The sequence below is a fragment of the Leeuwenhoekiella sp. ZYFB001 genome, from assembly GCF_011784865.1.
Lineage (GTDB): Bacteria > Bacteroidota > Bacteroidia > Flavobacteriales > Flavobacteriaceae > Leeuwenhoekiella > Leeuwenhoekiella palythoae.
In genome coordinates this window covers 235,901-249,811 of record NZ_CP050460.1, presented here as the reverse complement: position 1 = coordinate 249,811, position 13,911 = coordinate 235,901, and the positions used below count along the sequence as shown (strand labels likewise).

Below are 13,911 nucleotides of genomic sequence, written 5' to 3'. Positions count from 1 at the left end.
TTAAAATTCAATATTGAGCAATTGCCCAATCTGTTGTAGTAGCTGAAGTTCGGCAAATTTAGCTTCATATTTAGCTAAATTTTTATTGGTTTGTGCGTTGATCAAATTAATCTGTGCCTGCCTAAATTCGATCGAAGTAATCTGTCCAAGATTGAAACGCTCCTTAGACCGCTCAAAATTATTTTTATTGGTAATTACATTCTGTTCTTGAATCTCAAACACTTCCACTAGGTTTTCGTAATTTCCCAATGCATTAGCAACATCACGTGCCACTTCTAGTTTGATTTGCTGCTTAAGTAATTCCTGATTGTTTTTAGCAATTTTAGCATTCTTAAACTGCGTGATACTTGTACCACCGTCAAAAAGATTCCATCGTAAGCTTAACCCACCTTGCCAGCCTGTATTTTGACGTGTACTTCCTCCAAAAAATGCCGAAGCAGGAGAGATAGATTGATTCCAGCCATAAGAACCGCTCAAACCTACCGTTGGTAAAAAGCGCGCTTTAGAAGATTGAATATCATATTCACTTAAGGTTATTGCAGATTCACTTTGAAGAATGCGCACATTGTTCTCTTCAGCCATATCGATATACGATTCTAACTGAATTTTAGGAATAAACACCACATTAGTATCTACCGCAAAACCTTCCTTAAGGTCCCGGGCAAGAACCACATTTAGATCTCGTTTAGTGTTTTGTAAGAGCTGTCGTGTATTCATTAGGTTGATGCTATCATTAGTCACATCTACCTCAGCATTCAGCACCTCAAGCTTCGTGTTCTGGCCATAATCAAATTGATAACCCGCCCGCTTCACACGATTACGAGAGATCTCTAGAGTCTGCTCTAAAATCTCAACATTTTTAGTCAATCGGGCTACTTCATAGTACACAGAAAACAACTGCAACACCGTATTTTCAATGGTTTCTCTAGCCTCAAGCTTAGAGAGGTTATAAGTCTCCTTTAAACTTCTGTAATTATACAAACGCCCTAAACCGTCAAACAAGGTATACTCCAAATTCACCGAAGCATTATACGTTTCTGACTTTGCATTATTTAGGTCAAAAGAACCACCATCATCTCTATCTGTACTTTGATCCTGCACGCTATAGTTAGTTCCCGCCAGTCCAAAAACCGTAGGTAGATAATTTGAATTCAGAAGATCTGCATTATTCTCAGCGATTAATACCGAATTACCGGCAACCGCAATGTTATAGTTATTTTCTAAAGTCTGTGCTATTGCTTCTGCTTTAGACAATACTTGCTCTTGAGCTACTCCAACAACTCCCTGTAAAACGAATAACAAGGAAAGCAATGTAAATTGTAATCTAGTGCGCTTCATCTTGCTCTTTTAATTCTTTTATAGCTCGTTCTACTTCTTCTCTGCTTGGTTCTTTTCCGGTGCGTATCCAAGCTGCTTTAGTTTTGATCGTATTTGAGATAGAAAGCAATAACGGCAGCATAAGTAATGTTAGAATTGTCGCTACTCCTATTCCGTAGGAAATAGAGATTGCCATAGGCTTTAAAAATTGGGCTTGTCTACTCCTTTCTAAAAGCAGCGGCGCCAAACCTGCAATAGTGGTAATACTCGTCAAGAAAATAGCTCTAAAACGTGATTTACCGGCATCTAACAAGGCTTCTTCGAATTTGACTCCCGCTTTAAGCGAACCGTTTAATTTACCTATGAGCACGAGACCATCGTTAACCATAATCCCGATCAAAGCGATAATCCCTAATGCTGAAAGCACATTGATAGGAAAATCGTGAAAGTAATGTCCCCAAGCAACTCCTATGATACTGAACGGAATCATAAAAAGCAATAAGAACGGCTGACTATAACTGCGGAAGGTAAACGCAATGGTTGCATAAATCAAGAATAGAATCACCCAAACCACCTTATTAGCCGAATTACTCAATTTTTCTGCTTCGCGATTTTGACCTTCATAAGAAACCGAAATCGTAGGATATTTTGAGAGTATCTCAGGCATTACATTTTGCTGAATATCAGCCATAATATCTGTTACACTTCCGTTAGGATCAGCCATATCTGCATTGACTTGAATTTCACGCTGTCCTTCTAAATGGCTAATAGACTCATCGCCTCTTGATATGGTGTATGTCGCGATCTCACGCAATGGGATGCGATCTCCCGTTGGAGTCACAATACGCATATCATCTAGATCATTTAGGCTGCTACGATCACTGCGATCATAACGCACCCAAACCCGTATCTCATCTTGACCACGCTGAAAACGCTGTGCTTGCGTTCCAAAAAATCCACTACGCACCTGCCCCATCACACTGTTTAGATTAAGCCCAAGTGCATAAGCAGTCTCTTTCAGTTGAATTTGGATTTCTTTAATTCCCTCAGGATCTGTATCTACTACGTCCCTAAGTAAAATATTATCCTCTAACTGCGCTCGCAATTCTTCTTTTGCAGCTTCAAGTTCTTCCGTATTATTGCCTAACAAAGAAACCGAAATAGGACTTCCTCCAAAATTTCCACCAGAACCAAAGGTTAGCCGCTCTACACCAAAAACAGGCCCTACTTCATCCCGAATCGCATTAGTAATATCTGGTGATGCAAAATCTCTGTATTCACCGGGAAGCAAATTGATACGTAAAGAAGCTTTATTATTTCCGGGACCTACGCGCTTTATGATATTTTCTACCACTTGCATTTGATCTGTTTGTCTAGCGGTAAAATCTTCATTTACCCTCCAAGCAGCGTTCTCAACCATCGTGATAATACTGTCTGTGCGCTCTGGATTGGTTCCTTCGGGCATAAGTAATTCGATCCTAACTGTGTCACTCGCCACACTAGGAAATAGCGTCACTCCTACCACACTACCCATTATTGAACTTATGGTCAGTACCAGCATTGCTAAAAGAATACAGAACGCAAGCAGTTGATTTTTCAGCACGTACATCAATGTAGGCGCATAGAGCTTATCACGCATATAGCTCATAAACTGATCTCCTTTTTCATTGAAGAAACGCAGCTTATACAAAAACTTGTCAATGCCTTTTTTTGATGCGATATCAATTTCAGACTCGTGAACTAAGGCTTTACTGTGCGCAATATGCGCCGGTAAAATAATCAAAGCCTCGACTAGCGAAACGACCAATGTAAGAATAACCACCGTGGAAACTTCGCCGAAAAATTCACCTATTCTACTATCTAAAAATAAAAATGTTGAAAACGCCAACACTGTAGTAATGATCGCTGAGATAATAGGCGGAATCACCTCTAAAGTACCATCAATCGCAGCACGAATAGGTGTTTTACCCATCTCGTAATGCTGATAGATATTCTCGGAAATCACGATCCCATCATCTACTAAAATCCCGATCACGATAATCATCCCAAATAAGGAAAGCACATTTATGGTAACTCCGAATCCTCCTGCAAAAATGAACATTCCTAAAAACGCTACCGGAATACCGGCAGCTACCCAAAATGCTAGACGCGTATTAAGAAAAAAGGATAAAAACAGCAGTACCAGCAAAATTCCTTCGGCTCCATTAACCACCAATAATTTGGTACGCTGCTCTAAACGCACCGAAGAATCTGAAGTAATATCAAGCTGTACCGCTTCATAACGCGCATTAAAATCTTCTATATATTCTTTGACTTTCGCAGCTGTGGGAAGTAAATCTTCATTATTCGTATTGCTGATCTCAACGTTTACAGCCAAATTCCCATTGAAATAAGAAGCATTAGGTGTTTCTGAAAAACGATCTCTAATAATAGCTACATCGCTTAGACGCACAAGAGAGCCATCAGCATCTGCGCGAACGATAAGATTGGTAAGCTCTTTACCATAATACGCACGATTATTCGCGCGAATAAGATAATCTTCCGTTTCGGTTTTTATATTTCCTCCTGTAGTCAGGATGTTGGCTCTAGAAACCGCCTGAGCCACTTCTTGAAAAGTTAGACCGTAAGCTAATAAGTCATTCTCACTAACGGCGATCTCAATTTCTTCTTCAGGGAAACCGGTGATCTCAATTTGAGAAATTCCATCCATCGCCCGTAAATCGTACTCAATAGATCGAGCAATTTGCTTCAGCGTAGCTAAATCTAGCGTAGCTCCACTTACCGCAAAACTAATGGTTTCCCGTATGGCTTCTTGTTTGGCGACTACCAAAGGCTCCATTCCTGTAGGGAAACTAGGAACACGATCTACGGCATTTTTCACTTCAGCAAGAATAACATTGATGTCCTCGCCCTGTTCAATTTCGATCGTGACGCTCCCTCCATTTTCACGAGAAGTAGAGGTTACACGATCTATCCCAACAAGTCCTTTAAGGTTATCTTCGATTTTCAGAATGACTCCTTCTTCAATTTCCTGAGGCGCAGCGCCCGGATACGCTACACTGATCGTAATGATCTGTGAATCGATAAGCGGAAAGAAAGAGGAACGCATACGTAGTATACCGATGATTCCAAAAATCACAAATGCGAGTATCACCACATTTACGGCAACACTGTATTTTATAAAATAGCTTATAATTTTTTTCATAAGCCTACTCTGATGGTGTTGCTTGATCTTCAAAAATCTTAACCCGCATTCCTGCATAAGCACCGGGAACCGATTTAGAAAGGTATTTTGTTCCGTCAGGAAGACCACTAATCACGGCTTCTTTATCTGAAAAATACACCGGATTTATCTCTACCAGATCCAGCACACTATCTTTCACTACATAGATCTGCGAGTTATCAACCAGCAATTGACGCGGAATACTTATCGCATCAGGTTCATCTCTTGCTTCAAGATTAGCCTGAAGATACATACCTTCTTTAAGCTTTTCTGAACCTTTGACTTCGATGAAAACTCTTATAGTTTGTGTAGCCTGATCTACCCTACCATTGATGCGCACAACTTTACCCATAAAATTTTCGATGTCATTTCGGTCAGAAAGACGCACTTCTTCTCCTATTTCGAGTAAATCACTAAAGCGCTTACTTACAGCAACCTCAAGTTCATACACCGAAGTATCTATAAACTCTCCTAGCTTTTGACCTGAGCGCACTAAAGTTCCCTTATTGACCAAGGCCTCCGTTAAGATTCCCGAGAAGGGTGCTACGATGCGATATTTACCCAAGCGTTGCTCCAAGTTTTTCACGTTATAGTAAGAGGAAAAGATACCGCGGCCCGTTATGAAATAACGTTCTTTCTCAGAAGCGGTTTCCGGAAGTTCCGGCGTACTTGTGTTGATATCAAAACCATCAAGATAACGCTGCCACTTCTCATAATAATCCGGATAATCTAACCGCAAATCCGGCATTATGGAAGTGATCAAATTGAATAATTCGCTTTTAGCCGCCTGCACCGAAGCGTAATATTCTGAAGCATCTAAGTTGAGTAAAGTTTGCCCTCTGCTATACTGCTGCCCGGGTTTAAAATCGTGAGCGCTAGATCTAAAAACACCTTGAACTTCTGCATAAAGCTCAAGTCTATTTTTGGCTGTGAGATTACCATTTGCCGGAATGACTATGGGTACCGTGCGGTTTTGAACTTCCTTTACAAAAACCGTTTTAACCTCTTTAACGATTTCGGTAGGCATTTCTTTATCGCGCGTTGCGATAAAATAACCTATGATGACTGCTATGCCCAATATGAGAATAGCAACGATAGCGCGTACAGCTTGAAGCATTTATATCCTTTTATGAAAAAATTAACTATTCGCAAAAATACCCGACTAATCGAGTCGAATAGTTAAAAAAAGCATAAAAAGCAATTTTAGCTATAGGATTCCAATTCTATTGATACGCTTTCCCACTTTTCCATAAGCTGCTCTACCTTTTTCTTTTTGGCTTGATATTTATCAAAAAAGTCAGGGTTTGAACTCGTTTTCTCGTAATCTGCAGCAAGCTCATCATCCATAGTTTTCATCTGGCGCTCCAGCTTATTCACTTCAGATTCTATATTGCTCAATTGATTACTTAGCGACTTGATTTTCTTTTGATCTTTATAGGAATCTTTGGTAACAGTGGTTTCTGCCTTAACCTTTGCTTTCGGATCTTTTTTCTCTAAATCCCTAAGGTTTTCAACAGCTCTTTTTTCAAGATAATAATCAATATCCCCTAGGTATTCTTTGATCTTGTGATTTCTAAATTCGTATACCGTGTTTGTTAGACCTTGAAGAAAATCACGGTCATGCGACACAATGAGCAAGGTACCTTCAAAACGTTTTAAAGCCTCCTTCAGTACATTTTTAGATTTTATATCTAAGTGGTTGGTAGGCTCATCCATCACCAGCACATTAAAAGGCTGAAGCATAAGTTTTGCTAGCGCTAATCTATTGCGCTCTCCCCCCGACAACACGCGTACATATTTTTCAACCTCGTCCCCTCTAAATAAGAACGAACCCAAAATATCGCGCACTTTGCTTCGGTTTTTTTCATTAGCCGCATCGATCATCGTGTCGAGCACGGTTTTGCTTCCGTCAAGATGGTCTGCTTGATTCTGAGCAAAATATCCTATCTGCACATTATGACCCAGTTTTAGCGTCCCTTCGTGAGTGATTTCGTCAACAATAATTTTAGCGAGTGTAGATTTTCCTTGACCATTTTGCCCCACAAAAGCGGTTTTACTATCACGCTCTACAAGAAGATCTATGCCATCAAGTACTTTTTTCTCACCGTAACTTTTCTTAACTCCGTCTGCTTCGATCACAACTTTTCCGGGAACCACAGAAACCGGAAAATTGAGCGTCATCACACTGTTATCATCTTCATCAACCTCAATCACATCCATGCGATTGAGCTTTTTGATCAGTGACTGTGCCATCGTTGCTTTTGAAGCTTTTGCTCTAAACTTCTCGATGAGTTTTTCGGTCTGCTCAATTTCTTTTTGCTGATTCTTCTGCGCTGCCATTTGCTGCTCGCGCATCTCCTTACGCAAAACCAAATATTCAGAATACGGTTTTGGGTAATCGTAAATTTTACCTAGAGAAATTTCTATTGTACGATTAGTCACATTATCTAAGAACATTCTATCATGCGATACGATCACCACTGCCCCGGCATAGTTTCGTAAAAAACCTTCAAGCCAAATTATAGACTCTATATCTAAGTGGTTAGTTGGCTCATCAAGAAGTAACACATCATTGTTTTGAAGCAGCAACTTTGCGAGTTCAATACGCATACGCCATCCCCCGGAAAAGGTATCGGTGATTCGGTTAAAATCTTCGCGATTAAAACCAAGCCCCATCAAAATACGCTCAGTCTCCCCCTGATAATTATACCCGCCGTGAATCTCGTATTGCTGCTGTACTTCATTAAGCTCAACCATCAGGTCGTGATAAAATTCACTTTCGTAATCGGTACGCTCTGCAAGTTGCGTGTTAATTTCTTCGAGTCGTTTTTCTAAAGTTTTGATCAGTTCAAATGCTTGATATGATTCTTCAAGCACCGTTCTACCTTCTACAAAATCTATATCCTGCTTTAAAAACCCGATCTGAATATCTTTATCTGTAGCGATCTGGCCCGTGTCATATTCTTGTTCTCGAGAAATAATGCGTAACATTGTTGACTTTCCTGCACCATTTTTACCCACGAGTCCTACGCGGTCTCCCTCTCCTAATCTAAAGGTTACTTCTTCAAATAAATATTCTCCCTGAAATGAAACAGAAAGGTTATGTATGTTAAGCATCTTGCATAATTTTAAGGCGCAAAGTTATCATTAAATAAGAGACTTTAAAGCATTAAATAAAATCGGTTTTGGTAACTCGTGTTACGTATAGAATCTTTGAAAGTGCGTATTTTTACCGTATGAAAAATATCTTCAAAGGAAATCCGCTCTATAGCATTTTTACAGGCAGCTGCCCGGTTTGCCAACAGGAAAGTATGTATGTAAAAAGCAATCCGTATAAGTTATCTTCTACCTTAAAGATGCACGAGCGCTGCTCGCATTGTCACACAAAGTATAAAATTGAACCTTCATTTTTTTACGGCGCTATGTATGTGAGTTACGCCGTGGGTATTGCTTTTGCGGTGGCCGCATTTGTTATTTCTTATTTTTTTATAGGCACAGGCTTAGTAACCGCTTTTTTCGCCATCATAGGCACGCTATTTATTTTTGCACCTATTATTATGCGTCTAAGTCGAAATATCTGGATTAATTTTTTCTTTGATTACGATCCGGAAAAAACAAATAAAGCACCTAGAACTTCTTCGGAAAACGCATAATTGATAGTTCTTCATCTAGCGCCTCACCCAATTCAAGATGCGCATAAAGTTGCTGCGCAAGGTAAGGTGCCATCATTGTTCCGCGAGTTCCTAAACCATTAAGAAGCACGAGTTGTTTATACTGTGGATGCACGCCCAAAAGCGGCCTGCGATCACCGGTCGTTGGTCTCACAGCAGCATGTTGTGCTACGACCTCAAATTCACATTTGAGCACCTTATTTAATTTCTCAATAAGTTCCTTTCGCGCCTCTTCTGTGGGTATCGAATCTTTATCCTTCCAATTGAAAGTCGCGCCTACTTTATACATATCATTGCTTAATGGAATTATAAAAAATGAAGCTTTCACAGCTTGAGTGAGTTTTAAACCCGGCGCGTGAATATCTATATATTCTCCCTTATTCCCCACTAACGGAAGCTTGTTAAAAAAAGGATTTTTATGAATTCCGTAGCCTTCGGCGAAAATGACTTTCTTAGCCAAAATCTCTTTATACTGCACTTGATGCTCCCCTAGCAATTGTAATGCTTCGTACTCAAAATTCTCTTGAACATAAGCTCCTATGGTTTCCAAATATGCTTTATACACATCTAATAACTTCGGAATATCAATCTTCAGGGTTTCACGTACTTCACCACAGTGCAACTTTGCCTCCACTTGAGGCGCAACATCACTTTTTAAATGTGAATTGAGAAATCGTGATAAAATAGGTTTATCTGAAGCTTCAAACCAATTGTTCTGATCCTCAACCGAAGAAAACAATTTATACACCTGGAGTCGCTTTACTGCTTCAACCTGTAATCGGGAAGCCAAATCATTAAAAAAGGTATTCGCTAAATCAAATTGCATTTCGCCCTGCCACGGCATCGTATAGCGTTTTAGAATCACCGGATTGATCAAACCGGCAGCAACCCGACTTGCAGCTTCGGTTTGCTTATCTATAATAGTAAAAGTGTGCCCCTTGCGTTCTAAGAGATCAGCAAAAGCCATCCCGGCGAGACCGAAACCTACAATGATGTAATCAACTTGCTTCATCTGGTAAAAATAGGGTATAAAAAAACGCCTTTAAAAAAGGCGTTTTTATTTTATCTCGAATGTGAAATTAATAATTCCACATATCGATTTCAAAATTTCTTATTTGCTCTTTGATACGTTGCGATTCTAACAATTGCATCATCGCATTATCTGCGATATACTCTTTAACCTGTCTGTCTCCTTGAATGTTATCTACTTGATAGATTACACCATTAAAACGTCGTGAGTTCAAGATGTGATCAAATGAAATAGGCTGTGCAGAGTTTTGCGGATTGAATACCTTAGCTTCGTGTAAAACTTCACGAGCAGTAGGATACCAAACCCAAAATAATGGTACCATTACAGGATCTTCATCATCGATAAAGTTCACATCAGGTGCCACAGGAGCCAACCCAATTAAACGATACTTTAACTCCCCTTGACGCTTGTCAAAATACCAATACCCACGAATCCAGTACTGCTCAATATCAGCTGCTGAAATATCTCTGCGATCAATGTATTGCTCATCAACTTCATAACCGGCATTGATTTGCTCGATCCCAAGATCTGTAGTATCTACACGCGACATTGCTGCAGCAATATCATTCAATTCGATTTTTTGATTAAAGTATGAATCTGCATAGATATCAAGCTTTCCTTCCTTTACATTTTTGACAAGAACATCATATAATGATCTTCTATCAGAACCAATATTATTGGTATCTACCGGATAATACAATGGGAAGTTTACACGCTCATCAAGATCAACGATTTCCCAAGTATTCTTACCCCATAAAACATCACGGCTATCAACATAGCCATAAGGCAAAGGTTTATCATTATCTAGCTGAATCTGGCTTTCTGTTTTCTCAAACATTTCACCAGGCATTTTAGCATTGAGAATATTAGTTTGTGCCGAAGCAGCACCTCCTAAAATCATCAAACATAATATGCTAAAAGCTTGCATCTGGCTTTTCATACAATCTCTTTTTTAATTAGTAAGCTCAATCAGTACAGGTGAAACTTTCTTAAGTCTGTAACTGCTGTTTCCTGCAATTTGAGCATCAATATCAAATATCTGAACGGTAGATCCTCGTTGCGCTCTACGTAATACATCTTTTGCGCGCGAATCTAGTTTGTTACCGCTCACTTGCACGGTAGGCTGTCCCGGAACGTTAAACTTGAAACCGGTTACTCTTAGATTCAATTCAAAATCAAAGTCAGGTAGTTTTGCACTTACCTCAGATATCTCTAACGAATTACGTTGCATCTTTAGTATCCCATCTTCCCCGCGCACGGCACCAATAGGACTTGGAATATCTTTAATACGGAATTGTTTGGAGTCACTTACTTTAGTGCCGTCAGCCAATGTCCCAGAAACGCTAATGGTTACTTCACGACCTTGTCCAGGATTCATCACATAGCTACTACCAGAACCTTTTGAAAGTCCGGGAGCACTAGCACTAACATTATTATCAGCAACACCAGCAAAACTAATAGTCATTGGGTTTGCAACCCCGCGATAAACTACATTCATTTTATCAGCAGAAATCGTAGCTGAATTAGGCTTGTTTATTACCGCGTATTCACTGTTAATCGGAATTGATTTTGGCTCACCTTCTTCGGTATATACAAGTTCTCCTGAAATTTTACGTGTTCCAACGTTTCCTGCAGGAAAATCTAAAACAACTTGACCTGCTTGTAAATTGTCTACCTCATTTCCGTTAATTACAACTTTATCAAAGTTTAAAGAGTTATCAAAACGTCCTAAAACGACTTTTCCTTTAAAATTCTCACCAGAGAAAAAAGCGGTTTTTTCAGGAATTACGATAGCTTGATAGTTACTTAACGAAACGTCTTTACTAAGCTGTCCTTGTAAAAGCGAAGAATACACTTCAGATTCTGCGGTACGTACATCATTCTGCATCTGAGTAAAACGCGTGATTGATGCCGCTAATGGATATCCTAAAAAGTTATAGCGCAACCAATCAATCTTTTTGCCGTCTTTGTTAGTTTGCGGCTCCACTGCAAATGTGCGTTCGATAATAGCATTCACTTCGCTAAACTCCGGACCCAAAGCAGTTTTCATTTCTGACTTATAGTTCTCGATTTTAGCTAAGAACGCATCACCTTGTTTTGTATAACGATCTCCGGTAAACCATAGTTCATCAAGAACAGCGGTTTTATCTAAGTTCGCATAGCTACTGGTATCGATACCGTCTGTAAGCGTGTCCTTTATGCTTCCTAAGTAGTTAAAGAATTCATCTGATATTTCTTTAACCTCTTTCGCTTTTCCTAGCAACGGTTGATACTTAGCCGGTTGCTCGGTAGCTTTTTCTTCTAAACCAGCCATTGCCAGTTGATTGTCTTGTTCTAAACGCGCATTTGAACTAGTGAATTTGACGTCAAATATTTTAAACGCATTTAAGATCTCTTTATCTACGTTCATCGCGATCATCGCAATAAAAACGAGATACATAAGATTGATCATTTTCTGTCTTGGCGACTGTCCTCCTCCTGCCATAGTGTGGTTTTTCTACTGAATTATTAAATTAGTTTCAAGAATTCAGCTTAGCGCTTATTCATTGCAGAAAGCATTCCACCATAAACGCCATTAAGAGAAGAAAGGTTAGTCGCTAGACTTTCCATTTGTTCTTTAAGTCTTCCGGCGTTGTTAGCAACCTCATTATTAATTTCTGCCTGACGACCTGCAGCTTCAACCTGTACTTTGTACAAGCTGTTTAAAGATTCTAATTGCGCAGCAGCAAGTGACATTTCTTGGCTGTATTTTTTTGTAGAGTTCATCGCTTCAGCAGTAGGAGCCATCCCTTTAGCTGCTCCTTCAAAGCTTCTAATACTTGTGCTCAAGCTGGTCATCAATTCAGAATCAATACGTGCATCTTTAAGCATCGCATCTAGTTTTTCTGAAAGTAAACCTTTAGCTTCTGTTGGCTCTTCAACAAGTTTAGCTTTTTTAACCGCTGGAGCGTCTCCGGCAAGTTCAGGGTAAACTAACGACCAGTCTAATTCTTGGGCTGGTCTTTCAAAAGCTGAATAGCCAAATACCAAAGCTTCAACAACCATCCCTAGTGTTAAGATCTCAGATCCTCCGGGCCAGTGCTGAATTTTAAATAGTGCTCCTACAATTACCACTGCCGCTCCAAGACCGTAAATCATATTAGTCACTGAAAGTTTTCCTTTTTTTGCCATTTTAATAGATTTTTTGTTTTTGTGAAATTAGGTTAAGATATATTTTGGGGAAATATATTAGAGGTTAGCGTCGAGACGGGCCTTTTCTCATATTGACTTCTTGATCTACTCCAAGATAGTCTTGAACGGTTCTAAAGCCGATGTAACTACGTGCAGAATCTGCATATTCATAGTCACGTGTACTTACTTGAATTAAGTAAGCAACATCTTTCCAAGAGCCGCCGCGCACCACTTTGCGCTCATTTTTAGTATCGTTTACATTAGGGTTCATTGTAGAAATGTACTCGTATGCATTAGGATCGTATGATGATCCTACCCACTCCGAAACATTTCCTGCCATATTATACAAATCGTAATCATTAGGCTCATAAGAATCTGCCTCTACCGTGTACAATGCTTGGTCAGCTGCATAATCACCACGCAAGGGCTTAAAGTTTGCCATAAAACAGCCACGATCGTTCTTAGTGTAAGGACCACCCCAAGGGTAAGTCGCTCCTTCTAAACCACCACGCGCGGCATATTCCCATTCTGCTTCACTAGGAAGTCTAAAACGGTTTACAAGTTCTTGACCACGTTGTTTCTTATATGAATTCTTATTATCTGTTCGCCATTGACAGAATGCTTTTGCTTGCTGCCAGCTAACTCCAACTACAGGATAATCATCATAAGCACTATGCCAGAAGTAATCATTATGCATAGGCTCATTATAAGAGTAAGCGAAATCTTTGATCCAAACTGTAGTATCAGGATAAATTTTGGTTTCTTCAGTAATGATAAAATCTTTTCTAGAACCTTTCTTTTGGCGGGCCGCAGCCTCCATATCAAGATACTTGTATTTAAAAACAAGCTTTTCTACGTCTACCGTACGCTGCCCGTTATACGCTTCTTCTAAAGGAATATACATCGTGTCCATCACGGAAACGTAATACTCATCAGGGTAATCCATAGGATCTTCGATGAGATCAACATTCCAGTTTAACTTACGGTCACTATAGTCATCACTTAAGCTATAGTAGTTATCATACATATATTGCTCGTAAGGTGTCATATTATCAGGATCATAATCCTGAAACGCATATTCACCTATCCCACCGGTCCCCGGGGTTTCTCCCATAAGATCAGCTTCGATCGCTAAACGAGCACGAATAACAGAGTCTCGCACCCAGCTTACAAATTGACGGTATTCTGAATTGGTGATTTCGGTTTCGTCCATGTAGAATGAACGAACAGTAACAGTTTTAGTTGGGGCATTCTTGATGGCTGCGATATCATCATCACTTTTACCCATGATAAAAGCCCCACCAGAGACTAACGTCATTCCGTAGGGTTTTTCAGGATTCCATTTTTTGCCTTTTACTCCCACAAGTTCGCCACGGTCATTGCGACCACAACTCACTAATAAGCTTACCATCGCAATAAATGCAATAAACTTCTTCATAAGTAAATTAGGTTAAATCTAGATTTGAGACAGTAAACCTATCTATAAAAATGCTAAAAAG

Annotated in this window: 10 protein-coding genes; 1 reads left to right on the top strand and 9 read right to left on the bottom strand. The window is 39.7% G+C overall.

The window, feature by feature from the left end; all coding sequences use genetic code 11:
- The 4 genes from HCN54_RS00955 to HCN54_RS00940 all read right to left on the bottom strand — a co-directional run bounded on the left by HCN54_RS00955 (position 1) and on the right by HCN54_RS00940 (position 7,657).
- Entirely contained in the window at positions 1-1,338 is a 1,338-nt protein-coding gene (locus HCN54_RS00955) for a TolC family protein (RefSeq protein WP_167596207.1), read from the bottom strand.
- Positions 1,325-4,522, bottom strand: a complete 3,198-nt coding sequence (locus HCN54_RS00950) for an efflux RND transporter permease subunit (RefSeq protein ID WP_167596206.1) — start codon at positions 4,520-4,522, stop codon at positions 1,325-1,327. Before HCN54_RS00950 ends, HCN54_RS00955 begins: the two co-directional genes overlap by 14 nt.
- Positions 4,523-4,526: 4 nt before the next feature.
- The gene (locus HCN54_RS00945) at positions 4,527-5,657 is read right to left on the bottom strand and encodes an efflux RND transporter periplasmic adaptor subunit (protein ID WP_167596205.1); all 1,131 of its coding nucleotides are present in this window, start codon (positions 5,655-5,657) and stop codon (positions 4,527-4,529) included.
- 86 nt (positions 5,658-5,743) lie between these two features.
- Positions 5,744-7,657 carry an ABC-F family ATP-binding cassette domain-containing protein gene (locus HCN54_RS00940; RefSeq protein ID WP_167596204.1) on the bottom strand — a complete coding sequence of 638 codons (1,914 nt, stop codon included), beginning with the start codon at positions 7,655-7,657 and terminating at the stop codon, positions 5,744-5,746.
- Between the two features lie 119 nt (positions 7,658-7,776).
- Between HCN54_RS00940 and HCN54_RS00935 the strand changes: the two genes are divergently transcribed.
- Positions 7,777-8,193: a DUF983 domain-containing protein gene (locus HCN54_RS00935; protein WP_167596203.1), complete on the top strand. Its 417-nt coding sequence runs from the start codon at positions 7,777-7,779 to the stop codon at positions 8,191-8,193.
- Here HCN54_RS00935 and HCN54_RS00930 read toward each other — a convergent pair.
- The 5 genes from HCN54_RS00930 to gldK form a co-directional block, all read right to left on the bottom strand.
- Entirely contained in the window at positions 8,168-9,223 is a 1,056-nt protein-coding gene (locus tag HCN54_RS00930) for an NAD(P)/FAD-dependent oxidoreductase (RefSeq protein WP_167596202.1), read from the bottom strand. The two genes, HCN54_RS00935 and HCN54_RS00930, sit on opposite strands and share 26 nt — an antisense overlap.
- Positions 9,224-9,290: 67 nt before the next feature.
- Positions 9,291-10,181: a gliding motility protein GldN gene (gene gldN / locus HCN54_RS00925; protein ID WP_084673177.1), complete on the bottom strand. Its 891-nt coding sequence runs from the start codon at positions 10,179-10,181 to the stop codon at positions 9,291-9,293.
- 12 nt (positions 10,182-10,193) lie between these two features.
- Positions 10,194-11,726 carry a gliding motility protein GldM gene (gene gldM, locus HCN54_RS00920; RefSeq protein ID WP_167596201.1) on the bottom strand — a complete coding sequence of 511 codons (1,533 nt, stop codon included), beginning with the start codon at positions 11,724-11,726 and terminating at the stop codon, positions 10,194-10,196.
- A gap of 47 nt (positions 11,727-11,773) precedes the next feature.
- Positions 11,774-12,412, bottom strand: coding sequence for a gliding motility protein GldL (gene gldL, locus HCN54_RS00915; protein WP_167596200.1), 639 nt, complete (start codon positions 12,410-12,412; stop codon positions 11,774-11,776).
- 64 nt (positions 12,413-12,476) lie between these two features.
- Positions 12,477-13,850 carry a gliding motility lipoprotein GldK gene (gene gldK / locus HCN54_RS00910; protein ID WP_167596199.1) on the bottom strand — a complete coding sequence of 458 codons (1,374 nt, stop codon included), beginning with the start codon at positions 13,848-13,850 and terminating at the stop codon, positions 12,477-12,479.
- Between the last annotated feature and the right edge of the window lie 61 nt (positions 13,851-13,911).

What these genes read in the sequence shown, in the direction of transcription:
- HCN54_RS00955 (WP_167596207.1), bottom strand. Translation starts at nt 1,338, where the DNA reads ATGAAGCGCACTAGATTACAATTTACATTGCTTTCCTTGTTATTCGTT.
- HCN54_RS00950 (WP_167596206.1), bottom strand. Translation starts at nt 4,522, where the DNA reads ATGAAAAAAATTATAAGCTATTTTATAAAATACAGTGTTGCCGTAAAT.
- HCN54_RS00945 (WP_167596205.1), bottom strand. Translation starts at nt 5,657, where the DNA reads ATGCTTCAAGCTGTACGCGCTATCGTTGCTATTCTCATATTGGGCATA.
- HCN54_RS00940 (WP_167596204.1), bottom strand. Translation starts at nt 7,657, where the DNA reads ATGCTTAACATACATAACCTTTCTGTTTCATTTCAGGGAGAATATTTA.
- HCN54_RS00935 (WP_167596203.1), top strand. Translation starts at nt 7,777, where the DNA reads ATGAAAAATATCTTCAAAGGAAATCCGCTCTATAGCATTTTTACAGGC.
- HCN54_RS00930 (WP_167596202.1), bottom strand. Translation starts at nt 9,223, where the DNA reads ATGAAGCAAGTTGATTACATCATTGTAGGTTTCGGTCTCGCCGGGATG.
- gldN (WP_084673177.1), bottom strand. Translation starts at nt 10,181, where the DNA reads ATGAAAAGCCAGATGCAAGCTTTTAGCATATTATGTTTGATGATTTTA.
- gldM (WP_167596201.1), bottom strand. Translation starts at nt 11,726, where the DNA reads ATGGCAGGAGGAGGACAGTCGCCAAGACAGAAAATGATCAATCTTATG.
- gldL (WP_167596200.1), bottom strand. Translation starts at nt 12,412, where the DNA reads ATGGCAAAAAAAGGAAAACTTTCAGTGACTAATATGATTTACGGTCTT.
- gldK (WP_167596199.1), bottom strand. Translation starts at nt 13,850, where the DNA reads ATGAAGAAGTTTATTGCATTTATTGCGATGGTAAGCTTATTAGTGAGT.